Source organism: Halopenitus salinus (genome assembly GCF_055397165.1).
Genome location: NZ_AP043853.1, coordinates 1636204 through 1659516, shown reverse-complemented (window position 1 = coordinate 1659516; position 23313 = coordinate 1636204). Strand labels below are relative to the sequence as shown.

The window sequence follows — 23313 nt, the reverse complement described above, 5'->3', positions numbered from 1 at the left end:
GCTGATCGGGCCCGCGATCGGAAACGGTCATCCCGAAAAGAGGGCGAAACGGTCACCCCGAAAAGAGGCTGGAGTGAACCGGCGCGTGCGTGCGCCCGGACCCGTCGGCCACGGGGTCGTCCGCCTCCGCGACGTCGACGACCGACTTGCCGTCGAGGCCCGCCTCGAGGAAGTCGTGAACCGGCGGGCCGACGCTCTCCGGCTCGACGAGGAAGGCGTCGTGTCCGTGATCGGAGTCGACGACGTGGTGGGCGACGGGGACCTCGGCCTCGCGGAACGCGTCGGAGAGGTCGGCCGCCTGGTCGACGGTGAAGTGCCAGTCCTCCGAAAAGGACATCACGAGCGCCTCGCCCGTGAACGCCGCGAGCGCGTCCGCGTCGGTCGCGTAGCCGGCCGCGAGGTCGTACTCGTCCATCGCGCGGGTGAGATAGAGGTAGCTGTTCGCGTCGAAACGGTCCGCGAAGGACGCGGCGTTGTAATCGAGGTAGGACTCGACCTCCCGGTACGGGAAGAACGTCGCCGCGGGGTTCTCCGCGACGTCGAGCCCCTCGCCGCGCGTCAACGAGTCGCGGCCGGCCGACCGTCGGCCGAACTTCCGGTCCATGGAGGACTTCGAGAGGTACATGATGTGGCCGATCTGCCGGGCGATCCCGAGTCCGGTCTCGGGTTTCGGTCGGTCGCCGTAGTAGTCGCCGCCGTTCCAGTTCGGGTCCGACCGAATCGCCCGCCGGGCGATCGCCTCGAGGGCGAGACACTGCGGATCGAGCCTGGCCGCGGTCGCAATGGCGATCAGCTGGTCGGCGTCGTCGGGATACCGCTTGCCCCAGTCGAGGACGTTCATCCCGCCGACGCTGCCGCCGACGACGGCGTGGAGCCGGCCGACGCCCAGGTGGTCGAGCAGCCGACGCTGGGCGCGCGTCCAGTCGCCGACCTGGACGGGCGGAAACTCCAGGGCCCACCGGTCGTGGTCGACCTCGTGGTCGGGTTCGACGCCGTCCGGACGGGGGCTCGCGGGGCCCGAACTGCCGTAACACGAGCCCGGGACGTTCGCGCAGACGACGTAGTACTCCGTCGTGTCGATCGCCTTGCCCGGCCCGACGACGTCGTCCCACCACGCGCGGGCCTGGCCGGCCTGGGCGGGCGTGTCGGGGGCGTCGCCGGCATCGCCGGTGTCGCCGGTCTCGTCGACGTCGTCCGCGCCGTTGGCGTCCGCGTCGTCCCCGGTTGCGTCGCTTCCCGCCTCCTCGGGCGTGCGAGCGACGTTCTGGCTGCCGGTCAGGGCGTGACACGCGAGCACCGCGTTGTCGCCGGTGAACTCGCCGTAGGTCTCGTAGGCGATCCGCAACTCCGGGATCGAGCGGCCGCACTCGAAGGTGAACTCCCCGAGCGTCGCGACGCCGTGGTCGTGTGGGATCCTGCTCATCGGTCTCGGTCCTCCGTGGGCGAGGCTGGTCCGCCCCGCGTCCCCGAATCGGCGGCTCGCTCGCCGGCCGCGAGCCCGCGATCGAGGTCGGCGGCGACGTCCGCGGGGTCCTCGAGGCCGACGGAGAGCCGGAGCATGTCCGGGCTGACGCCGGCGTTTCGCTGTTCGGTCCGGTCCATCTGTGCGTGTGTGGTCGAGGCGGGGTGGATGATTAACGATTTCGCGTCGCCGACGTTCGCGAGGAAGCTCGTCAGCTCGACGGACTCACAGAGCGTCTTCGCGGCCTCGAAGCCGCCCTCGACGCCGAAGGTGACCATGCCGCCGTATCCATCGAGGTAGCGGTCCGCGTTCGCGTGGGTCTCGTGGTCCGCGAAGCCGGGGTAGCTCACCCACGCCACCCGGTCGTCCTCCCGGAGGAACTCGGCGATCGCCCGGGCGTTCCCGCAGTGGCGCTCCATGCGGATCGGGAGCGTCTCGAGGCCCTGTAGCGTCTGCCAGGCGTCGAAGGGCGACTGCTGGCCGCCGGTGGTCCGGAGGCTCCGCTGGCGGACGACGTTCGCGAGGGGGGCGTCGCCGAACCGCTCGGAGAAGTCGATCCCGTAGGCGGGGTTCTCGCCCGACAGCTCCGGGTAGTCCGCGTCGGGGTGGTCCCACGGGAAGGTCCCGCCGTCGACGACGACGCCGCCGACGGTCGTGCCGTTGCCCGTCATCCACTTCGTCGTGGACTCCCAGACGACGTCGACGCCGTGTTCGAACGGCCGGCAAAGCGCCGGGGTCGCGAAGGTGTTGTCGACGACGAGCGGGACGGCGTTCTCGTGGGCGACGTCCGCGAGTCGTTCGAGATCCGGCGTGGCGAGCGAGGGGTTCGAGATCGTCTCGACGTGCACGAAGGCGGTGTCCTCGTCGATCGCCTCGGCGTAGCGATCGTACGCGAGGGTCTCGACCGTGCGCGCCTCGATCCCGCGGCGGTCGGCGATCGTCGAGAGATACGTCGAGGTCCCGCCGTACATCTCCGCGCTCGCGACGACGTTGTCGCCCGCGGACGCCAGAACCGTGACGATCGCGTCGAAGGCGCCCATCCCCGACCCGGTCGCGACCGCGCCCGTCCCGCCCTCCAGGTCGGCGATCCGATCCTCGAGGGCCGAGGCGGTCGGGTTCGAGATCCGCGAGTAGACGTCGCCGTCCGCCCGAAGCGCGTACCGCTTTGCGGTCGCGTCCGCGTCCTCGAAGGCGTACGACGTGGTCTGGTAGATGGGAACCGAGCGCGCCCCGGTCGCCGGGTCCGGTTCGACGCCGGCGTGGAGACTCCGGGTCCTGAACCCTCTGGTCATGTACTACACGCATATATCTCAATACTCCTATAACTGTCAGTTACGGCAAGCCCTGCCGGACGTCGATCGCGAGTCCACACGGAAGGAACGCGACCACGCCGCCTATTGAGAGAGGCTCTCCGGAGCGGTGGGTCGTCCGGTGAAACGTGGGACGGCCGATAGAACTATGTAGATAACATCACATCTCCGACAGAAGGGAGCACGAACGCGATCGTGGGTGATAGCGGTTGAGTCGTCGGGTCTGCGTCTCCTGAGAGCCGCCGTCTCCGGAACGTCGCCGGACGCGACGTCCCGCTGAACTGCGGTTCGGGAGGGAGGGGAGCCAAACACATGGCAACACCGGAACCAAGCGAGGAGGCGGTTGAGGCGTTACAACAGCTCGGGTTACGCGAGTACGAGTCGGAGTGCTTCGTCGGCCTGACGCACCTGTCGACGGCGACGGCAAAGGAGATAAGCGAGGTCACGGACGTGCCACGGACGCGAGTCTACGACGCGGTCCGCGTGCTGGAGGCGCGCGGGCTCATCGCGGTCCAGCACTCGAGTCCGAAGCGGTTTCGTCCCGTGCGGATCGAGGAGGCCGTCCGGACGTTTCGCGAGCGGTACGAGCGGAACCTCGACCGGCTGGCGAACGCCCTCGAGGCGATCTCGAACGCCGGCGACGAAACCGACGTCGAGGATCGGAAAGTGTGGACGGTCTCGGGACGGGAGGCGATCGACGACCGGATCCGGCGGCTCGTGGACGACGCCTCGGACGAGGTCGTGGTGGGGCTGGGGCGTCGGACGGTCCTCACGGAGGGATGTCTCGAAGCGCTCGAACGCGTCGCCGAGGGAGTGACGTTGATCGTCGCGGCCGCGACCGAGACCGTCCGGTCCCGGATCGAGGAGGCGCTTCCGCGGGCGGAGACCGTCGTGTCCGAACACGAGTGGCTGTGCGAGGTGGACGATGAAGGGCGATCGATCGGCCGGCTGCTGTTGGTCGACCGGTCCGCGGCTCTCCTCACCACGATCCATCCGGAGTCCGACGAGGAGCACGCGATCGTCGGTTCGGGGGGCGAGAACGGGCTGGTCGTCGTCGCCCGCCGTCTGCTCGCACGCGAGAATCGATCGGTGAGGGACACCGGGACGTCGACGACGGACTCCGAGGTCCCGGCGAGCGAATCGGACGGAACGAGCACCGAACCAGGAGGAACGAACGACAAACCGGAGGGAACGGGCACCGAACGGGAACAGTAGGGCGACCATAACTAACCACCGAGGAGCCGACGGGCCGGTATGAAGGCGTCGAGCGAAACGGGGGTCATCTCCCAGCTGAGAGGAGTCATCGCCCAGTTGAGGCGGCCGGAGTATACCGGCGAGAACCGCTGTCTGCCCTGTACGATCCTGAACGTCGCGATCGCGATCGTCCTCTCGATCGGGGCCGGATACGTCGCGATGTCGTTCGATCTGTCGCCGTTCGGGATCGCAGCGGCGACGTTGATCATCGCGGTCGCCGCGATCTACCTCCGCGGCTACCTGATCCCCGGGACGCCCACGCTCACGAAGCGCTACTTTCCCGACCGGGTTCTGGCGTGGTTCGAAAAGGGGGGACAAGGGGCGGAGGGGCTCGGCTGGGACGGGGAGAGCCCCGAGGCGTTGTTGATCGAGATCGGGATCGTCGTCGACGACCCCTCGGAGGAGGACCTGGTTCTCGATCGCGACTTCGAGCGCGCGTGGACCCGATCGATCCACGACCACTGGAACGACGAGGCGACGATCAAACGAAGCCTCGGGACGTTCGTCGACGCGGATCCCGACGTCATCGAGTTCGAGGCACACTCACGGTCGTTCCTCGCGTGGGCCGACGACGCCCACCTGGCGTCGTGGCCGTCGCGTGCCGCCTGCGTCGCGGACGCGGCCGCGGCGACGGAGCTGCCGCGATGGGATCCCGACTGGGAGCGGCGCCCGCTCTCGCTTCGCGCGGAGATCCTCGGCGCGCTCCGGCTGTTCCTCGAGCGGTGTCCGGCCTGTGACGGCGAGGTCGTGTTGTCACAGGACGTCGTGGAGTCCTGCTGTCGCAGCCGCGACGTGGTGACCGCGACGTGTCGATCGTGTGATTCGCGACTGTTCGAACTCGACGTCGATCCCGCCGAGCTACCCGATCAGTAGCGGCCGGGAGGCCGTCGACGGATTCCGAACGGAGTGGCCTGTTTCTCGATGTACGCTCAAGGGAGTTCGAAAGAGGGAGGTGCGAGCCTCTTTCGACTCACGTTCAACCCCTGAATCGCGTTCAAATCAGGATCATCCGAACCCGCTTTCAAAACAGGATCCCCGGAATCCGCCGTCAGATCTGGGTCCGCTCGTCGGTGAGCGCGAAGGCGATCGCCGAGAGGGCGAACACGGAGGCCAGGAGCACGGTCGAGACGTGTCCGTGCGCGGAGAAGTAGGGAAGGAATCCGAGAGCCGACGTCGCCGCGAACGCCACGGAGACGGTCGCAAGCGCCATCCAGTACTCACACCACGACAGGTGGCCCTCGGGAACCGTCTCGAGGTAGACGGTACAGTCGGACGCCGTATCGGCCAGCTCGACGACTCCCGACCGCTTCTCGTAGTCGACGATGCCGTTCTCGTCGAGGGTCGGAAGGTGGATCTGATACAGCGAGGTGTAGACCCGTTTCCGCTGTTTGTAGGTCACCTCCGCCTGGGAGACGTCGTTCTCCTCGGCCGCGATCACCTCCGAGAGGTCCCGGATCGTCATCCGGCGGTCCTCCGCCCGGCTGAGGTGCTCGATGACGCGGCGACGGCGCTGGTTCGACAGCATGCCGAAGACCGTGTCCTTCGAGAGATCACGGTCGGGCTCCCCGTCGTCGCCGTCAGCACCCGCCTCCGCGGTGACGTCGAGGTCGCCGGAGTCCACCGCCTGTGCGCGCTCCGTCGCGAACCCGAGAGACGCGATCATCGTACCACCTCCCCGAGCGGGCCGATCGGGCACATCCCGACGGGAGCGCTCGAGGGGTCCACGGGTGCCGTGACGTCCGCCCGACCGGCGGACGCCGTCGGAACTCCGGGGGACGCAAACCGGACGAGAATCGCGGCGGCTGCCGTGCGATCGGGAGCGTCCAGCCGGGTGCGTGGGAGTCGGTGGTCGGATCGAAAGTCGGGGGTGGTGGGTTGGAACATTGGCCTGTTCGGAGCGAAAGCGTTCGTGGATCCGTTCGATGCGTCGGTCCGGGACGAGTACGCCGAGACGGGGCTGGAACCGGCCCCCGATCGGCGCCGCCATCGACGCCGACGATGGCGAGGTCCTACAACTGGCCTCGAACGAGTCGTCGTGGTATGTATGTTCCACATTTTCATTCGATTCCGAAATCGTGATGAATCGAGTGACAACGATCGACATGGTTGGTGAAGCCCGTCGGAGGACACGTCGGCAGGCGGCGACCGGGCGGCGTGGATCCCCGCGTGTCGGTGGTTCGCGCGTCGGCGGTGAGTGGCCGTGGGGCGCATCGGTCACCGCCACCCCCGTTCGAGCCCGCGCAGGGAACGGATCACGTACCAGCGGTGGGTCCAAAACTGGGCGGCGATGGCGACCGCGAAGACGGCGAGCGAGAGGCTCGACCACAAGAGCGGGTCGACGAGCGCGATCACGGGGGCCTCGAGCAGCGCGGCCACGACGAGGAAAAGCGAGAGGACGCCGAGCGTCCGATACAGCTCCCCCCAGGTGATGCCGTAGGGCGTGATCAGCTCCATGTAGGTGTCCACGTCGCGTGCGCGCTCGCGGAGGCGAATCACGTGTGTGTCCGGGTCGTACTCGACGACGCCGAGATCGTCGAGCATCGGGAGGTGCGTCTGGCGAAGCGAGCTGCGGACGCTGTCATAGGCCGCCTTCGGCGGGGGCGACTGGCCGGTCTCCTCGGCGGCGATCTCCGTCGCGAGCGTGCCGAGGGTGATCGTTCCGTTCGAGGTGGTCAGATGGCGAACCGTCTCGCGACGCCGCGCGTTCGCGAGGACGGTATAGACGTCCGATTCCGGGAGGTCGGTGGTTCGAAACATGGGCATGTGGACATCACCTTCGTCGTCATGGATCGTCGAGAGGCGGTATCGACTCGCAGTTAGGCCGGATCAACCGTCAGGATGGGGACCCTACCGGTCGCGAACGCGGCGTGGGAACGGCCGTAGGGCCGGACTACGGTCGCCGAACGGTCTGTTTGAGACGTGTTGACGAGGAGAATGGATCGTTCAAAACCGCCGATCGTGAGCGAACGAGCCGTTGAAACACCCGAATTCACGCACCATCCTCCCGAAGCGGTCGTTCGGACGTGACGTGTCGACTCGTAACTACGTGGGATCCGCTCACAGGGAACGACAACTGAACGGTCGGGCCGTCGAGGCCACGAGATCCGTTCAGGAGACCACACCATGAGCGATCACACGGACAACAGACACGGACTCTCCCGACGTCGCGTCCTCGGCGGCCTCGGCGCGATCGGCGTCGCCTCGGCCGGCGCGGGAATCGGCACGACCGCCTACTTCAGCGACGAGGAGAGTTTCGAGGAGAACAGCCTCACCGCGGGCGAGCTCGATCTGAAGCTCGACTACAAGGCGACATACTCGGGCGGCCCCGGCCGCTTGGAGGAGATCAACGGCTGGTACAGCGAGGACGGACCCGGCGAGCCCTTCGAGGTCGAGGAGGTCGAGGACGAGGAGGGGACCTATCTGATCGGCGAGGTCCCCGACGTCGACGACGGAGACCTCTGGGAGGACGAGGTCCAGAACACGGATCTCTGTGCTCCGGAACTCGGACTCATCAACGGCGACGAGATCCCGGTGTTCACCCTCGAGGACGTGAAGCCGGGAGACTCCGGCGAGGTCACCGTCAGCCTCCACATCTGTGACAACCCCGCGTGGATGTACATGAACGGCGCGCTGACGGCCAACGACGAGAACACCGTCACGGAGCCCGAGGCCGCCTCTGACGACGAGAACAACGATCTCTCGGACAGCGAGATCGACGGCGATGGCGAGCTCGCCGACGCCATCCAGACGAAGCTGTGGTACGACGAGAACTGTAACAACGTCCACGACGCCGGCGACGGTACGGGGTCGGAGGAAGTGTGCGTCCAACTCGTGATCGACACGTCCGGATCGATGGGCGGGACCCGGATCGAAAACGCGAAGGACGGAGCTCAACAGCTCGCACAGACCATTCTCGATGCCAACTCCGACAACCAGGTCGGCGTATCGGAGTTCGACAACAACGGGAGCGTCGTACAGACACTCACCGATGTGTACGACGACCAGCCCGGCGATCCTGCCGCAGGGAACGGTGTCGGGCCCGCGATCGAGAACCTGAGCGCCAGCGGCGGTACCAACGCACAAGCCGGCGTGGACGCCGCACAGGGTGATCTCGAGAACTGTCCCGAGGGCGTGCGCCGGATCATGGTCGTCTTCGGCGACGGCGACATCAACACCGACGGACAGGCGGCGAAGGACGCCGGAACGGAGATCTTCGCGATCGGCGTCGGCGGGGCAAGCGAGGACGAACTCGATGACCTCGCCAGCGATCCGGACGAGGACCACGTCTTCATCGGCGCGGATGACGCTGCCATCGGGCAGCTCTTCTCGCAGGTCGGAGAGACGATCACCGGCGGCGAGACGGTCATCCTCGAGGACTCGCTCGCCAACACGATGGAGGCCCTCGAGGAGGGGATCGCCCTCGACGGCGACCGCTCCACGGAGGAGGACGACCCGTTCGTCGGCGGAATGACCCACTGTCTCGGCTTCGAGTGGGAGCTGCCTGATGACGTCGGCAACGAGGTCCAAACCGACTCGGTCGGCTTCGATCTCGGCTTCTACGCGCTCCAGAGCCGGCACAACGACGAGCCGCCGGAGAACCCGTTCGACGGCAACTTCACCGACGACAACGGGCTCCCGTCGGGCGCGAACAGCACCAACGGCAGCGGCACCGCCGACTGAACGAGAACCTCCCACAGTGGTACGGGGGTTCTCCCCCGTGATACGGCGGTTCGACTCCGCCGGTGGGATTCCCCCACGAGGGGACGAAGATCATGAGCAAGCAAGATAAACTCGGGCTGTCGCGTCGACGGGTACTCGCGAGCATGGGCGCGATCGGCGTCGCCTCCGCGGGTGCCGGACTCGGCACCACAGCCTATTTCAGCGACGAGGAATCGTTCACCGGAAACACGCTTACCGCCGGCGAACTCGACCTCAAGGTCGACTGGCAGCAAACCTACAACGGACCGATCCCCGGCAGCGACGGGGAAGTGGGCGAACACGCCGTGAACGCCTACCCCGACACCGCGATGGACGACCAGAGCTACGGCGACGGCCTCCAAGACCTCGACGGCGTCCACTACTCCGGCGCCGGCGACGTGGAACCCGTCTTCAACGCGGCGGAGATCCCCGCCTGCTGTGACTGCGAGGACGACGAGTACTACCTCACCTACGGTGGCGAGTCCTACTGCATCGAGCCGGTGACCTCTGCGGACAGCATCGAGGACTTCTACGACTACGTCGAAGCCGGCGGAAGCGTCCAGTACTCCTCCCAGAACGACGACATTCAACGGGAGGACACGAGCGTGATGTTCCTCCACGAGGACGATGCGGGGGATCTCAGTCTCGTGTTCGTACACGACGCGTACACGAACGAGGACGGCGGCGGCGCCGCGTCGGTGACGATCGAAGGCGCCCCGAGCAGCTCGGGATGGTTGGTCGGAAGCGGCGACTGGCAGGTCAAAGACGACATCGAGGGTAACGAGAGCCAGGGATTCGAGCAGTACGAGGAGTGGGAGGTCGACTGGGCCTGGGGAACGGACCGAACGGACGGCGGCGCGATCGGCCACCTCGAGGACGACTTCGCGCTCCGGATCTCGGCCGCGTTCAACCAGGCGGCTGACCGGAATCCGTTAGGGTCGGGACAGATCGAGGAACTCGTCGTTCTGAGCGGCGGATCCGGGTTCGGTAGCTCGGACGAGATCGTCGTAGAGGAGGTCACCCAAGCTGGGGACAACGTCGATCAGATCACCATCCACAGCTCGTGTGGGATCGACAGCGGCGTCGAGCTGGACGTCCCGGCCGTCTTCCAAAGCGAGAACTACCCCGACCAGGAGCACCTCGTCGAGTTCGCCGACGTCAAACCGGGCGACAGCGGCGAGATCACCTTCTCACTCCACCTCTGTGACAACCCCGGCTACGTCTGGATGACCGCCGCCAACTTCTCACAGAATGGCGGCACCCTCACCGAACCTGAACGGGAAACCCTACTCGACGGAGAGTACGGCAACGATGGCGAGGTCGACCTCGAGGCGGGTCGCCTCGCCGACCACGTCGACGTCACCGTCTGGTACGACGACGATTGCGACAACGTCTACGACGATCCCGAAGAGGTCGAGCAAGCCGAGGAGGGCGAGGAAGCGATCTTCGAGGGAACGCTCCAGGAGCTGATGGAGAACACCTTCGAACTCGAGGACGACGAGGACGATGGCATGATCCCCCTCGGCGTCGATGACGGTGATCAGGAGTGTTACCCGGCCCGCGCGGGCTTCTGTATCGGCTTCGAGTGGGAGGTCTCGACCGAGGTCGGCAACGAGATCCAGGGCGACGAGGCGCACTTCGACCTCGGCTTCTACACCGAGCAGTGCCGCCACAACGACGACCCCGGAAACGCGACTGCGGAGAACGACTCGACGGAGAACGGCACCGAACAGACAGCCTGATCGAGAGGCATCGCACCCGAACTTCCGTTCCGATCGCTCGGGACGGTTCCCGCGGATACGGCCGACGTGGCCGGGATCCGAGGCCGGTTCGACTCCGGCCGCGGGGCTCCCCGTAAGGGGGATGTGCAAGCATGAGCAAGCAAGATAAACTCGGGCTGTCGCGTCGACGGGTACTCGCGAGCATGGGCGCGATCGGCGTCGCCTCCGCGGGTGCCGGCCTCGGCACGACCGCCTATTTCAGCGACGAGGAATCGTTCACCGGAAACACGCTCACCGCCGGCGAACTCGACCTCAAGGTCGACTGGCAACAGACCTACAACGGGCCGATCCCCGGCAGCGACGGTGAAGTCGGCGACCACGCCGTGAACGCCTACCCCGACACCGCGATGGACGACCAGAGCTACGGCGACGGTCTCCAAGACCTCGACGGCGTCCACTACTCCGGCGCCGGCGAGACGGAGCCGGTGTTCGACGCCGCCGAGATTCCCGCGTGTTGTGACTGCGAGGACGACGAGTACTACGTCACCTACGGCGACGAGTCCTACTGCATCGAACCGCTGAGTGGAGAGGAGAGCGTGGAGGATTTCTACGACTACAGCAACTTCGCCGCTCAAAACGGCGATATTACGAGGGCGGATACGAGCGTAATCTTCCTCTACGAGAACACGGCAAACGGCGAGCTGAGCCTCGTCGTCGTTAACGACGATCAGGAGGCGAACGGCGGCGGAGTAGCCTCCTACACTCTCGAGGGCGCCCCGAACGGATCCGGTTTCACCGGGACCGGAGATTGGCAGGAACAGGACGACGGGCCGGACCCCTACTCCGAGTGGACGGCCGACTGGGCGTGGCAGGAGGGGTACACCGACGGCGGCGCGCTCGGCCCACTCAACGACGAGTTCGCCATCCGACTTTCAGCGGCATTCAACGGTGCCGCAGCCGAGCAGAGCCGGAGGGAGGACGACGGCATCGTAGAGGAAGTCATGATCCTCAGCGGAGGAAGCGGCCAGGACTCCGACGAGATCGTTCTCGAGAGCGGTCTCGACGAGAGCGAGAACAACGAGGTAGGCCCCGTCACCATCCACAGTTCCTGTGGAATCGACAGCGGTTCCGAACTCGACGTGCCGGCCGTCTTCCAGAGCGAGAACTACCCCGACCAGGAGCACCTCGTCGAGTTCACCGACGTCAAACCGGGCGACAGCGGCGAGATCACCTTCTCGCTCCATCTGTGTGACAACCCCGGCTACGTCTGGATGACCGCCGCCAACTTCTCACAGAACGGCGGCACCCTCACCGAACCCGAGATCGACGCGATACTCGACCAAGCCGGCAATGACGGCCCGACGACGGTCGACGAGGTCGAGGACTCCGGCCATCTCGCCGAGAAGGTCGAGGTCACGGTCTGGTACGACGAGGACTGTAACAACGTCTACGACGAGGATGAGGTAAACGAGCAAGACGAAGTCGTCGAAGAGGGCGAGGAAGCAATCTTCGAGGGGACGCTCCAGGAGCTGATGGAGAACACCTTCGAACTCGAGAACGACGAGGACGAGGGCATGGTCCAGCTCGGCGCGGACTGCTACCCCGCCCGCGCGGGCTTCTGCATCGGTTTCGAGTGGGAGGTCCCGACCTCGGTTGGAAACATCATCCAGGGCGACGAGGCGCACTTCGACCTCGGCTTCTACACCGAGCAGTGCCGCCACAACGACGACCCCGGAAACTCGACCGCGGAGAACGGCACGCCAACTCCCACGCCGACCGGGACTCCGACCCCCGAGTAAAATCCGATCGAGCGGCATCGCACCCGAACTTCCGTTCCGGACGCCCGGAACGGTTCCCGCGGATACGGCCGACGTGGTCGGGATCCGAGGCCGGTTCGACTCCGGCCGCGGGATTCCCCAACGGGGACATCATGAGCAACAACGACGATCGACCCGGACTCTCGCGACGGACGGTACTCGCCGGACTCGGCGCCATGGGCGTCGCCTCGGCCGGCGCCGGGTTCGGGACCACCGCCTACCTGAACGACGAGGAGCGGTTCACGGGGAACACGCTCGTCGCCGGAACGCTCGACCTCAAGCTCGACTGGTCGGAACACTACTTCGACGGCAGCGCGGGCACGGAGTACGGGACGTATCTCGGCGAGGACGAGGACCTCGGCCAGCGGCGAGGATTCCCCAGCTCGGAGCCGGTCTTCGCGGTCCCACAGGGGGACGTCGACGACTTCATGAACGCGACCGCGCTCGAGGCATACCCGGACGACACCGACGACGGGATACAGAGCCCGCCGGAGGGGTGGGACGACCCGGAGTCCGACGCGTACGTCTGCGCGCTCGGCGCCGACGTCCCCGCGGACATGGACCCGCGCGAGGACGGCGACGGGACCGGCCTGCGAACCGAGAACGACGACACCTGGAACGAGGAGGAGGGAACCTACGAGCCCCTCGTCTCGCTTTCGGACGTCAAGCCGTGCGACTTCGGCGAGATCACGTTGAGCTATCACCTGTGTGACAACCCCGGATACGTCTGGCTGACCGGGGAGCTCACGGAGAACGCCCAGAACGGCTACAGCGAACCCGAGCGCGAGCGGCTCGCGGAGCTGTACGACGAGCTTCCCGAGGAGGGCCAACTGGCCGAACACCTGTTCGTTCGGCTGTGGTACGACGACGGCGACAACCTCGTGGAGAACGGCGAGACGGAGATCGTCACGGGTCCGCTGGGATCGGTGCTGGAGCTGCTCGGCGAGGGACGTGGCCTGCCGCTTTCCCCGAGCGGGGGTGCGGAGAACGGCGGAGACACGCCGGTCGGACCGGTCACGCCGGTCGTGCCGGTCGGCGACGACGGCGTCACGCTGACCGAGGACGACTGCCACGTGGAGCCGGGGAACCCGACCTGTGGTGACCACGGACTGCTCCGGGCGATCAAGATCGAGTCCGAGGACCTGCCGAGCGCGGTCGGCGAGTCGCAGACGTACCAGACCGCCGTCGGGACCGTGACGATCACGGTCACGGAGATATCGGGCGGCCAGGATTCCGACGTCCGGGCGTTCGACGTCGAACTCGACGGCTTCGAGGCGAACACGATCATCGTCAAGGGCGGCCCGAACGCGAACATCTGCCGGCGCACGGAGAACGGCGAGGTCCTGACCGCGAGCGCGGGCGAGGGGCTCGGCGCGCCGTTCCGGACCGGCGACCAGCGATACGGCGTGAGTCACGTCAGCATCTGTTACGAGGGCGAGACGCCGGGTCCGGATCCAGATCCCGACCCGGACCCGGATCCCGATCCGAAGTGCTTCGAACCCTCGACGACCCACTACGTGGGCCTCGAGTGGTGGCTCCCGTGTGCGGTCGGCAACGAGGTCCAGACCGACTCGGTCGGCTTCGATCTCGGCTTCTACACCGAGCAGTGCCGCCACAACGACTCGCCAGGGGTCGAGAACGGGAGCGAAGCTGACGACGGCGAGAACGGGAACGAAACCGAGGTGAACGGGAGCGAAACCGAAGGGAGCACGGAGGAGATCGACGGAGGATCCCAGTCGTGATCCGGACTCGCCGGTCGGTTCATGGGCGACAGGATCCGGACGTTTCGGACGGTATGGTGTGCATACCGCCGGAATCGCGACCGGTAGGGGACGCATGCATATGTCTCGAGCGCCCGATCGAATTACTCGAACGGGAACGGCCGCTGCCCGAGGCGACGAGCGGGGGAACGATGGCCGTTCCGACGGGGGATGAACGAAGGACATGACGAACGAAGACCGATCGACGCTGACACGACGACGACTCCTCGCCGGCGCGAGTAGCATCGGCGTCGTCGGATTGACCGCGGGGAGGCGACTCGCGCCGAGCCGGCCCTCCGCGGGTCCGGTCGATCGGTACACGCGGTACACCTACGCGGCGACGCCCGATTCCACCCCCGAGGACGGACCGCAGATCCGCGTCGGCTGGAACAGCACCTACAACGGGGAGCCGACGGACGACGGGTCCAACGGCGACGACGACCCGGAGGAGGGAGAAGACTCGAACGAAACCAACGGCGGCGGAGGCGGCGGAACCGGAACGCCCACCGGACCGAGCGTCGAGAGCGAGGCCTCCGGCGTTCCCGGACCGCTGATCGACGCCTCGAACGTGCTCCCGGGGGACTCCGGAGCGGTCGGGATCGGGCTGGCCATCGAGGAGATGGACGCCCGCGTGCGGCTGTTCGTGACGGACGGAAGCGGCGAGGGGCCGGTCTCCGGAGCCCTCGCCGAGGTGATCGAGGTGGCGCTGTGGTACGACACCGGAATCCTCGGGATCGGCGGCTGTCAGGGCGCGGAGTCGGTTCCCGAGAACCCGGCGATCGAGACGACGCTTCGCGATCTCGGCGACCAGTACGGTCCGGACGGCGACGGGCTCCCCATCACGAGCGGGCTCAAGGGCTGTCTCGAGGAGGGCGACCGCCTCTGTCTGGGGTTCGCCTGGCGGATCGACGAGTCGGTCACCAACGCCTACCAGGGAACCGCGGCGGAGTTCGGGCTCGCGTTCCGGGCCGAACAGTGCGGAGGTGAGCTATGAGCCGAGATCCGCCCGGCGTAAGCCGCCGACAGGTACTTGCCGGCGTGACCGGAATGGGCGCCTTCGGGCTGGCCGGGGGCGCGACGAGCGCCGCCTACCTCTCGGATCGCGAGACCGTCTCGAGCGCCCAGCGCGCCGGCGCGGTCGGACTCGAGGTGGAGTGTGACTCCACGTCCTGTGAGACGCTCGGCGGGAAGACGACGTTCGCCTTCGGGGATCTCGACCCGGGCGACAGCCGGACGGAACGGTTCGGGCTGTCGATCGACGAAAACCCGATCCGGGTCTGGCTTCGGACCGCCTGTCCGCCCGCCATCGACCCGCTCGGCGAGGCCCTCGAGGTTCGGCTGGCCATCGAGGAGACCTGCGGCGACGAGGACACCCGACGGGCCCTCAACTCGAGCGGGACCTGGACGTCGCTTTCGGAGCTTCGCGGGGATCTCGCGGGCGGCGTTCGGGTCGACGATCCGAACGATCCGTGTCTCTCCGCGGCGGACGATCCGTGTCTGGTGTTCGACTACCGGCTCCCGAGCGACGCCGCGTGGGCGGGCAACGCAACGAGCGACCTCGAGTTCGAACTGGTGGCCGAACAGTGTCGCCACGTTCCGGAATCGGAGGCGACGTCGGAGGCGTTCGACGCCGCTACGTGCCCCGATTTCGAGTGTGAGGAGTGCAGCGAACTCGGCACGGTGAAGCTCGACGACACGCTCGTGCCGGGTGCGAGCTACGAGCTCGACGGCGACGACGAACACGAGATCGAGGTCCTCCAGGTCACGAACGCCGTCGACGGCGACGGGACCAGCGAGACCGTCTGTGTCGCGTTCCGTCTGTTGAAGGACGGCGACGAGTCGACGGCGCCGCCGATCTGCGAGGTGGAGCTGGAGTCGGAGGACCAGAGCGTCACTCACGATGTCGATCCGCTCACCCGGACGCGCGGGCGCATCTGTACGCCGAGCGACGAGGGCGACGACACGTCCCGTCCGGGGATCGACTCGATCACCGTCTTCACGTGCGGAGAGGGCGGAAACGGCGACTGCGCCCCCTGTGAGAACGAGGGTGACGAGCGCGTCGCCAGCGCGACCTTCGAGTACGAGGGCCCGGGGACCGTGACCGTCGTGATCGACCAGCAAGAGGACGGCAACGGAAAGCCGCAGCAGTCGGGCGGGGGTGGACCCCAGCAGTCGAACGGGGGCGGCCCGCCGGACGGACAGATGACTGAGGTCGAGGACGTCGAATCGGGCGACAAGTTCACCGTCCCACTCAACGGGGATCATCAGCCGAACTTCGACCTCTCGGTGGTCGACTCGAACGACGACGAGTGGACGCTCGGAACGATCCACACGAGCTGTTCGAAGCCGTTCGGCCCGGGAAAGACGGTCACGGACGATACCCGGACGCTGACCGTGGTCGCCGCGACCAACAAGAACGGCGACGCCATCTGTGAGGTGAGCGAGCGATGAACCGCTCCACGGTGGTTCGCGGGCTCGGCCTGCTGGTGCTGCTCGCGGTCGTGATCCCGTTCGTGATCTACGCGGTCCCGGGCGTGATCGGCGCCGAGCACAGCTTCGTGGTGCTCACCGGGAGCATGGCCCCGGCGATCCAGCCGGGCGACGTCGTGATCGTCGACGAGACCGATCCGGGGGCCGTCGGAACCGGGGACGTGATCACCTTCGTTCGCGAGGGCTCGGAGACGCCGGTGACCCACCGCGTCGTCGGCGTCCAGGGCGAGGGCGCCGACCGGCAGTTCGAGACGAAGGGCGACGCCAACGAGGACGTGGACGCGAGCACGGTGCCGGCGGGGAACGTCCTCGGGACGGTGCTCGTCACTATCCCGTACATCGGCTACGTCATCCAGGCGGTCAACTCGCGGGAGGGGTTCCTGCTTCTCGTTGCGATCCCGATCGGACTGCTGATCGTGACGGAACTCTGGTCGCTTCTGGCGGCGAGTCGCGGCGCCTCGCAGGGCGGTTCGGACGCAGAGGCGGACGGGTCGGCCACGACGGGAGCGTCGACCGCCGCCGCGACCGATTCGGACGCCACCGCGGTCGATTCGGACGCGGCCACCGCGACCGGCGCGGCAGCCGGAGGCGATCGGAATCTGGAGGCGACCACAGCCGTCGAGGAGCCGGACGAGGACGTCGTCCTCACCGAGAACGACCTCCAGCTCTCGACCGGCGTGTTGGTCCTCGTCACGCCCTACTGCGTCTACATCGCGTGGGAGCTGCAGACGTCGCTTTCGATCGCCGTCGCGTTCGCGGCCGTGCTCTCGACGCTCGCGATCGGCGGCGCGATGGTCTCGATGCGGTTGAGCGGCGGTGAGAGCGACGAGGACGACGGGACCGACGTCGATCCGGAGGCGGATTCGGACGGATCCAACGAAACTGACGAGGCACGCGGAGCGGATGGGACGCCGGAAATCGTCGACTCCGGGACCGGCGGAACGGACGGAGCGGGAAGCCTCACGGATGGCGGCGATCCCGCCGGTTCCGACCCCGATCCCGAGTCCGCCGCGTCGATCGATGGAGCGACCCAATCGACGGAAGCGAAAGCGGAGGATCGCGTCGAGATCCCGGTGGAAAACGGCGCCCGGGTCGACGAGTCGGCGATGGGCGCCGCTCGAGACACGACGGGGCGAAACGGGGAGGATCAGAAATGACAACCGAAAGATACGGTCGATTGGCGGTCGGGATCGTCTGTCTGTGCGTCACGCTCGCCGCCTTCGGCGGCGGCGCGGCGACGGTGGCGCTGCTCGGCGATTCGGCGGCGGTGAGCGGCACGATCGAGACCGGAGAGATACCGGACGGGTACACGACGGACGTCGTGGAGCGGAACTACGGCAACGCGGATGCCGAGGTGGAGATCGCGACGCTGAACGAGACCGAAGAGGACGGTGAGGAGGGCGACGAGCAGAAAAAGCCGAACGCGAAGCGAGGCGGGAACGGTGGCGGAAACGGGAACGGCGGCCAACCCATCGGTCTGCTGGGCGGCGTGAACGAGGAAAAATCCCCCGACGACGAGGAAGCTCAGGAGGGCGAGGACGGAGAACTGGGAGAAGACGACGTGCAGGAAGACGACGTGCAGAAAGACGGTGCGGAGGGCGGCGAGCAGGGCGACGAGGCCGGGGAAGTTCCCGACGAGGAGGACGGTGGAGACGACGAGGAGAACGGTGGAGATGGCGAAGCGAAGGAGAACGACGACGCGGAATCGGACGAGAAGGACGAGCAGATGGACGAAGACGAGGATCCGGACGACGAGCAACCGGCGAACCCGGACGAAGGCGATGACAACGATGGCGACGACGAGAACGCCAACGGCGATGAGAACGACGAGAAGGAAACGGACGGCGGCGACGAGGATACCGACGCCGACGCCGACGCCGACGAGAACGATGGCGATACGGACACGGACGCGGACGACGAACAGGATGGCGGAGCCGAAGGCGACACGGATGGTGACGACGACGGATCGTCCGGCGACGGAGACGATGGATCGAACGGCGGCGAAGACGAATCGTCCGGCGACGGGGACGGCGGATCTGACGGCGGATCCGGTACTGGCGGCCAGAATACCGGCGGCAGTTCCGGAGGCGATGGCGAGTCCGGCGACGACGGCAGCGGCAGCGAGGATGCGGACTCCGACACGGAGTGATTGAGGCGGGGCCACTCCAGAGCGAGCGTTTATCCCGGATGGAGCGACTATTCACGGACATGTCCGTCGCCGGTCCACCCGTTCCAGCCCTCGCCGAACGCGCCGAGGCGTGCGCGACCCGCCTGCGTGAGGCCGACCGCGTCCTGCTCGCCTCCCACATCGACGCGGACGGGCTCACGAGCGGCGCGATCGCCACGAGCGCGCTCTCGCGGGCGGGGATCGACCACGAGGTCGTCTTCGAGAAGCAGCTCGACGAGGAGTCGATCGCGGCGATCGCGGAACGCGAGTTCGACACCGTCCTGTTCACCGACTTCGGCTCCGGCCAGCTGGACGCGATCGCCGAACACGAGGCGGCGGGCGCGTTCACCCCGGTGATCGCGGACCACCACCAGCCCGCCGACGCCGAGACGGAGTACCACCTCAATCCGCTGCTCTTCGGACTCGACGGCGCGTCGGAGCTGTCGGGGGCGGGCGCGAGCTACGTGCTCGCACACGCGCTGGACCCCGAGAATCGCGACCTCGCGGCGCTTGCGGTCGTGGGAGCGATCGGCGACATGCAGGGCGGTACCGAGGGACTGACCGGGGCGAACGAGGGGATCGTCGACCACGCCGTCTCGGCCGGTGTGGTCGAGAGCGGAACGGATCTAACCCTCTACGGGAAACAGACCCGGCCCCTGCCGAAGCTTCTCGAGTACGCGAGCGACGTGCGGATCCCCGGCGTCTCGAACGACGAGGCGGGCGCGATCGCGTTCCTGTCGGACCTCGATCTCGAGTTGCGCTCCGAGGACGGCGAGTGGCGTCGGTGGGTCGATCTCACCGACGAGGACCGGCGAACGCTCGCGAGCGCGCTGATGCAGCGGGCGGTCGCGAGCGGCGTGCCCGCGGACCGGATCGAGGAGCTGGTCGGGACCGCCTACACCCTCACCGACGAGGAGCCGGGCACCGAGCTACGCGACGTCAGCGAGTTCTCGACCCTGCTCAACGCGACGGCGCGGTACGAGCGCGCGGACGTCGGACTCGCGGTCTGTCTCGGCGAGCGCGGGGCGGCCCTCGAGCAGGCGCGAACCCTCCTGCGAAACCACCGGCGGAACCTCTCGGAGGGACTGCAGTTCGTGAAGGCCGAGGGAGTGACCCACGAGGATCACCTCCAATGGTTCGACGCCGGGTCGCGGATCCGCGAGACGATCGTCGGGATCGTCGCCGGAATGGCGATCGGCTCGCCCGCGGTCGACGCCTCGAAGCCGATCGTCGCGTTCGCGAGAAAGGACGCCGACCACCTGAAGGTGTCCGCACGCGGGTCACATCGGCTGGTCCGAAAGGGGCTCGACCTCTCGGCCGTCATGGGCGAGGCGTCGCGGGCCGTCGAGGGCGAGGGCGGCGGCCACGACGTCGCCGCGGGGGCGACGATCCCCGACGGAACACGGCGGGAGTTCCTCGAGACCGCGAACGCGATCGTCGGCGATCAGCTCGGGTGAGTGGGCGGCGGTCAACCCGGATGAGCGGGCAGCGAGAACGCCTCCGTCGACGGCTCACTCCTCGTAGATCGACTCGAAGGCGGCGGCGTATCGGTCACGGATCGCGCGACGTTTCTTCTTCATCGTCGGGGTGAGGAGGCCGTTCTCCCGAGTGAAGGGTTCGGGGACGAGCCGAAACCGCTTGATCCGCTCGTGGGATTCGAATCCCTCGTTGACCCGATCGACCGTTTCGGCGATCCGCTCGCGGACACGATCGTCCGCACATATCGCCGCGCGGTCGTCGGGCAGGTCGATCCCGCGGTCGGCGGCCCACGCCGAAAGCGCCTCGACGTCGGGGACGACGAGTGCGCCGACGAACTTCCGAGCGTCCCCGACGACCAGCCCGGTCTCGACGAGGTCGCTCCCGGCGAGCGCGTCCTCGATCGGTTCGGGCGCGACCGTCTTGCCGGTCGAGAGGACGATGAGGCTGTCGGCGCGCCCGCGGAACTCGATATAGCCGTCGGGGCGCAACTCGACGACGTCGCCGGTCCGGAACCGGCCGTCGTCGGTGAACGCCTCCCGGTTCGCCTCGGGAGCGTCGAGGTAACCGTTCGTCACCTGCGGTCCCTCGACCAGGAGCTCGCCGATCTCGCCGCCGCGATCGGGTTCCAGATCCCCTCCCACCGAGCGATCGAGGCTGACGTCGGTGTCGATCACGGGCGGGCCGATGGTACCGACTTCGGGCGCGTCCGGCGGGTTGAGCGAGACGACTGGCGAGGTCTCCGTGAGGCCGTATCCCTCGAGGATCGGGACGCCCATCGCGTGATAGCGGTCACAGAGATCCGAGGAGAGCGGGCCGCCGCCGGAGATGAGGAAGTCGATCTCGCCGCCGAACGCCTCCCGAGCGGACGAGAGCACGAGCGAGTCGGCGACGGAACGTTTGAGCGAGGAGAGCGGACCATCGGGTGCGGTTCGGCGGAGGTCGGACGACGAGCCGACGTCGATCGCCCACTCGAGGAGCCGCGCTTTGATCGATGACTCGGCGACGTTCCTGCGGATCGCGGCGTCGAGCTTCTCGTAGACGCGAGGCACGCCGGTCGCGACGGTCGGGGAGACGAGCGAGAGGTCCTCCGCGAGCGTGTCGGGGCTCTCGGCGTAGGCGACGGTGGCGCCGGAGGCGAACATGAGGTAGTGGCCGACCAGCCGCTCGAAGACGTGGGCGAGCGGGAGGTAGGAGAGCGCCGTCGAGTGGGAACCGAGGTGCGGCGTTCCGGACGTGTCGTCCAGCGTTTCCGAGCCACGATCCGACGATCCGGCGTGCCGGCGCGGCCCGAGCCGGGTGTAACACTGCGCGATGTTCGCCCGGAGGTTTCGGTGGGTGAGCATGACGCCCTTGGGTCGGCCGGTCGTCCCCGAGGTGTAGATGAGGCTCGCGAGGTCGTCCGCCCGCCGGTCCACGAGCCAGGAGTCGTAGGCGGCCCGATCGAAGGACGCCGATCCGCGCTCGTACAGGTCGCCGAGAGAGAGGGTCGGACACTCGGAGCCGGACGGCGCGTCGGAAGCCTCCGCACCGGCGACACCGTCCGAGACTGCATCCATCGTGACGACGGCTCGAAGGTCGTGACCCAGCTCGTCTTCGATCTCGCGGACCCGTTGGACGTGGTCGGCGTGTTCGCCCACGACGACGGTCGCCGTGGCGTCGTCGAGGAGGTGGCGAAGCCGGGAGGGGGACGCCGACGGATAGACGGTGGTGACGACGCCGCCGGCCGCGAGAACGGCGAAGTCGACGTGGGCCCACTCCATGCGCGTCCGAGCGTAGATCGCGACCCGCGTTCCCGGTCCGACGCCGACCTCGCGAAACCCCGCGGCCAGGCGTTCCACGATCGATCGCATCCGGTCGTAATCGATCCCGGCGTACGAGCCGTCCGGCGCCTCCGGGATCACGCCTGCCTCGACCAGCGAGCGATCGTGGACGCCGCCCTTGTAGCGTTGGGCGGTCCGGTCGCCGTAGCGCTCGGCACAGCGGTCGAACGTCCGCGGGATCGTCCCGGGCAGCGACAGTCGCTCCGAGAACTGCGACTCGGCCTCGCGGTAGCTCATCGCGGCTCCTCCTCGGGAGAGTCCTCCCGATCGAGGTGGGATAACACGCCGCGTGCGTTGAGTGCGGCGTTCGCACGCACGCGCTCTTCGGTCCAGACGCCCTCCGAGTCGGCCGTCTCCCGGAAGTGCCGAACGACCGTCTCGTCGTCGCCGAGTTCGGCGCGTTTCTCTCTCACGGCCTGTACCCACTCGACGTAGGTCCGCTTTATGCGCGGAACGATCTCGGAGTCGTACTTTCGGGGGCCGAAGTGGGAGAAACAGAGCACTTCGGGGTCGAGACCCGCGATCGTGGAGGCGTCGGACAGCGACGCGTCGAGGTCGAACTGCGGCGGCGGGGCGGTCGGCCGGATCGCGTCGATCCGGGGGACGTAGATGCCGGCCGCGTCGGCCGTGAAGACGACGCCGTCGTCCGGCTCGTGGAAGATCGTCTGGTGTGGGGCGTGGCCCGGGGCCCCGTAGACGTCGAGTCGACGGTCGCCGAGGTCGATCGGATCGCCGTCGGCGAGGCCGTCGATGCGGTCGTCGGGGACGGGTTCGGGTTCGACGTAGTGGCGCCACTGGTCGCCGACGGCTGCCTTCGTCCCCTCGACGAGCCGGGTCGGATCGACCAGGTGGCGGACGCCGCGTTCGTGGATCCGGACCGCGGCGTTCGGGTACCGTTCCGCGAGGAACCCCGCACCGCCCGCGTGATCGAGGTGGGCGTGGGTCGGGAGGATCCACGCGAGGTCGGCGGCGTCGATGCCGAGCTCGGAGAGCGTCTCGAAGAGCAGCTCGCGGTTCGTTCCGATCCCCGTGTCGATCACGGCCGGATCGGGGGTATCGTAGACGTAGACCGACCCGTATCCGGTCGTCCCGTACATCCCGGTCTCGTGGTAATACAGGTCCTCGACGCCGCGGACCGCCTCGAACGCCCCCGGTTCGAGTCCGCTTCCGTCGGCGGCGCGTGGATGGTGGCGTCTCACACGCGAACGTGTCTCGGGTGGTCGGTTAAGCGTTGTCGGTCGGACGTCTCACTCCGGTGAGACGCCAAAGCGGTCGGACGTCTCACTCCGGTGAGACACCAAAGCGGTCGGACGTCTCACTCCGGTGAGACGCCAA

The 23313-nt window shown here is 67.6% G+C and carries 17 protein-coding genes; 11 read left to right on the top strand and 6 right to left on the bottom strand.

Annotated features, from left to right (window positions below; translation table 11 throughout):
- Positions 1-52: 52 nt before the first annotated feature.
- On the bottom strand, positions 53-1423 hold the full coding sequence (gene metX, locus ACZ5YD_RS10090) for a homoserine O-acetyltransferase MetX (protein ID WP_379743609.1): 1371 nt from the start codon (positions 1421-1423) through the stop codon (positions 53-55).
- Complete coding sequence (locus ACZ5YD_RS10085; RefSeq protein WP_379743612.1) at positions 1420-2754, bottom strand: O-acetylhomoserine aminocarboxypropyltransferase/cysteine synthase family protein; 1335 nt, start codon at positions 2752-2754, stop codon at positions 1420-1422. The genes metX and ACZ5YD_RS10085 overlap by 4 nt, the downstream gene beginning before the upstream one ends.
- 330 nt (positions 2755-3084) lie before the next feature.
- Between ACZ5YD_RS10085 and ACZ5YD_RS10080 the strand changes: the two genes are divergently transcribed.
- Complete coding sequence (locus tag ACZ5YD_RS10080; protein WP_379743615.1) at positions 3085-3987, top strand: TrmB family transcriptional regulator; 903 nt, start codon at positions 3085-3087, stop codon at positions 3985-3987.
- A gap of 39 nt (positions 3988-4026) precedes the next feature.
- Positions 4027-4899 carry a DUF8054 domain-containing protein gene (locus ACZ5YD_RS10075; RefSeq protein ID WP_379743618.1) on the top strand — a complete coding sequence of 291 codons (873 nt, stop codon included), beginning with the start codon at positions 4027-4029 and terminating at the stop codon, positions 4897-4899.
- A 175-nt stretch (positions 4900-5074) separates the two neighbouring features.
- Here the strand turns inward: ACZ5YD_RS10075 and ACZ5YD_RS10070 are convergent, their stop codons facing one another.
- A complete protein-coding gene (locus tag ACZ5YD_RS10070; RefSeq protein WP_379743621.1) occupies positions 5075-5689 on the bottom strand; it encodes a DUF7344 domain-containing protein in 615 nt (204 codons plus the stop codon).
- A 551-nt stretch (positions 5690-6240) separates the two neighbouring features.
- Positions 6241-6789 (bottom strand): DUF7344 domain-containing protein, encoded by a 549-nt coding sequence (locus ACZ5YD_RS10065; protein ID WP_379743624.1) that lies wholly within the window; start codon positions 6787-6789, stop codon positions 6241-6243.
- Between the two features lie 360 nt (positions 6790-7149).
- On the opposite strand from ACZ5YD_RS10065, the gene ACZ5YD_RS10060 reads away from it, so the two are divergent.
- The 9 genes from ACZ5YD_RS10060 (at position 7150) to ACZ5YD_RS10020 (ending at position 20136) form a co-directional block, all read left to right on the top strand.
- Positions 7150-8706, top strand: a complete 1557-nt coding sequence (locus ACZ5YD_RS10060) for a vWA domain-containing protein (protein WP_379743627.1) — start codon at positions 7150-7152, stop codon at positions 8704-8706.
- A 92-nt stretch (positions 8707-8798) separates the two neighbouring features.
- The gene (locus ACZ5YD_RS10055; RefSeq protein ID WP_379743630.1) at positions 8799-10466 is read left to right on the top strand and encodes a SipW-dependent-type signal peptide-containing protein; all 1668 of its coding nucleotides are present in this window, start codon (positions 8799-8801) and stop codon (positions 10464-10466) included.
- A gap of 131 nt (positions 10467-10597) precedes the next feature.
- Positions 10598-12244, top strand: coding sequence for a SipW-dependent-type signal peptide-containing protein (locus tag ACZ5YD_RS10050; RefSeq protein ID WP_379743633.1), 1647 nt, complete (start codon positions 10598-10600; stop codon positions 12242-12244).
- A 131-nt stretch (positions 12245-12375) separates the two neighbouring features.
- The gene (locus ACZ5YD_RS10045) at positions 12376-14004 is read left to right on the top strand and encodes a hypothetical protein (protein ID WP_379743636.1); all 1629 of its coding nucleotides are present in this window, start codon (positions 12376-12378) and stop codon (positions 14002-14004) included.
- Between the two features lie 202 nt (positions 14005-14206).
- Entirely contained in the window at positions 14207-15016 is an 810-nt protein-coding gene (locus ACZ5YD_RS10040; RefSeq protein WP_379743639.1) for a hypothetical protein, read from the top strand.
- Positions 15013-16473 carry a hypothetical protein gene (locus ACZ5YD_RS10035; RefSeq protein ID WP_379743642.1) on the top strand — a complete coding sequence of 487 codons (1461 nt, stop codon included), beginning with the start codon at positions 15013-15015 and terminating at the stop codon, positions 16471-16473. Before ACZ5YD_RS10040 ends, ACZ5YD_RS10035 begins: the two co-directional genes overlap by 4 nt.
- Complete coding sequence (locus ACZ5YD_RS10030; RefSeq protein WP_379743645.1) at positions 16470-17669, top strand: signal peptidase I; 1200 nt, start codon at positions 16470-16472, stop codon at positions 17667-17669. Before ACZ5YD_RS10035 ends, ACZ5YD_RS10030 begins: the two co-directional genes overlap by 4 nt.
- The gene (locus ACZ5YD_RS10025) at positions 17666-18661 is read left to right on the top strand and encodes a hypothetical protein (RefSeq protein WP_379743648.1); all 996 of its coding nucleotides are present in this window, start codon (positions 17666-17668) and stop codon (positions 18659-18661) included. The genes ACZ5YD_RS10030 and ACZ5YD_RS10025 overlap by 4 nt, the downstream gene beginning before the upstream one ends.
- Before the next feature lie 59 nt (positions 18662-18720).
- Positions 18721-20136 carry a DHHA1 domain-containing protein gene (locus tag ACZ5YD_RS10020; RefSeq protein WP_379743651.1) on the top strand — a complete coding sequence of 472 codons (1416 nt, stop codon included), beginning with the start codon at positions 18721-18723 and terminating at the stop codon, positions 20134-20136.
- A gap of 54 nt (positions 20137-20190) precedes the next feature.
- On the opposite strand, the gene ACZ5YD_RS10015 is transcribed toward ACZ5YD_RS10020, so the two are convergent.
- Both ACZ5YD_RS10015 and ACZ5YD_RS10010 read right to left on the bottom strand, forming a co-directional pair.
- Positions 20191-22215 carry an AMP-dependent synthetase/ligase gene (locus tag ACZ5YD_RS10015; protein ID WP_379743654.1) on the bottom strand — a complete coding sequence of 675 codons (2025 nt, stop codon included), beginning with the start codon at positions 22213-22215 and terminating at the stop codon, positions 20191-20193.
- Positions 22212-23177 (bottom strand): MBL fold metallo-hydrolase, encoded by a 966-nt coding sequence (locus ACZ5YD_RS10010; RefSeq protein ID WP_379743656.1) that lies wholly within the window; start codon positions 23175-23177, stop codon positions 22212-22214. Before ACZ5YD_RS10010 ends, ACZ5YD_RS10015 begins: the two co-directional genes overlap by 4 nt.
- Positions 23178-23313: the final 136 nt, after the last annotated feature.

What these genes read in the sequence shown, in the direction of transcription:
- metX (WP_379743609.1), bottom strand. Translation starts at nt 1,423, where the DNA reads ATGAGCAGGATCCCACACGACCACGGCGTCGCGACGCTCGGGGAGTTC.
- ACZ5YD_RS10085 (WP_379743612.1), bottom strand. Translation starts at nt 2,754, where the DNA reads ATGACCAGAGGGTTCAGGACCCGGAGTCTCCACGCCGGCGTCGAACCG.
- ACZ5YD_RS10080 (WP_379743615.1), top strand. Translation starts at nt 3,085, where the DNA reads ATGGCAACACCGGAACCAAGCGAGGAGGCGGTTGAGGCGTTACAACAG.
- ACZ5YD_RS10075 (WP_379743618.1), top strand. Translation starts at nt 4,027, where the DNA reads ATGAAGGCGTCGAGCGAAACGGGGGTCATCTCCCAGCTGAGAGGAGTC.
- ACZ5YD_RS10070 (WP_379743621.1), bottom strand. Translation starts at nt 5,689, where the DNA reads ATGATCGCGTCTCTCGGGTTCGCGACGGAGCGCGCACAGGCGGTGGAC.
- ACZ5YD_RS10065 (WP_379743624.1), bottom strand. Translation starts at nt 6,789, where the DNA reads ATGCCCATGTTTCGAACCACCGACCTCCCGGAATCGGACGTCTATACC.
- ACZ5YD_RS10060 (WP_379743627.1), top strand. Translation starts at nt 7,150, where the DNA reads ATGAGCGATCACACGGACAACAGACACGGACTCTCCCGACGTCGCGTC.
- ACZ5YD_RS10055 (WP_379743630.1), top strand. Translation starts at nt 8,799, where the DNA reads ATGAGCAAGCAAGATAAACTCGGGCTGTCGCGTCGACGGGTACTCGCG.
- ACZ5YD_RS10050 (WP_379743633.1), top strand. Translation starts at nt 10,598, where the DNA reads ATGAGCAAGCAAGATAAACTCGGGCTGTCGCGTCGACGGGTACTCGCG.
- ACZ5YD_RS10045 (WP_379743636.1), top strand. Translation starts at nt 12,376, where the DNA reads ATGAGCAACAACGACGATCGACCCGGACTCTCGCGACGGACGGTACTC.
- ACZ5YD_RS10040 (WP_379743639.1), top strand. Translation starts at nt 14,207, where the DNA reads ATGACGAACGAAGACCGATCGACGCTGACACGACGACGACTCCTCGCC.
- ACZ5YD_RS10035 (WP_379743642.1), top strand. Translation starts at nt 15,013, where the DNA reads ATGAGCCGAGATCCGCCCGGCGTAAGCCGCCGACAGGTACTTGCCGGC.
- ACZ5YD_RS10030 (WP_379743645.1), top strand. Translation starts at nt 16,470, where the DNA reads ATGAACCGCTCCACGGTGGTTCGCGGGCTCGGCCTGCTGGTGCTGCTC.
- ACZ5YD_RS10025 (WP_379743648.1), top strand. Translation starts at nt 17,666, where the DNA reads ATGACAACCGAAAGATACGGTCGATTGGCGGTCGGGATCGTCTGTCTG.
- ACZ5YD_RS10020 (WP_379743651.1), top strand. Translation starts at nt 18,721, where the DNA reads ATGTCCGTCGCCGGTCCACCCGTTCCAGCCCTCGCCGAACGCGCCGAG.
- ACZ5YD_RS10015 (WP_379743654.1), bottom strand. Translation starts at nt 22,215, where the DNA reads ATGAGCTACCGCGAGGCCGAGTCGCAGTTCTCGGAGCGACTGTCGCTG.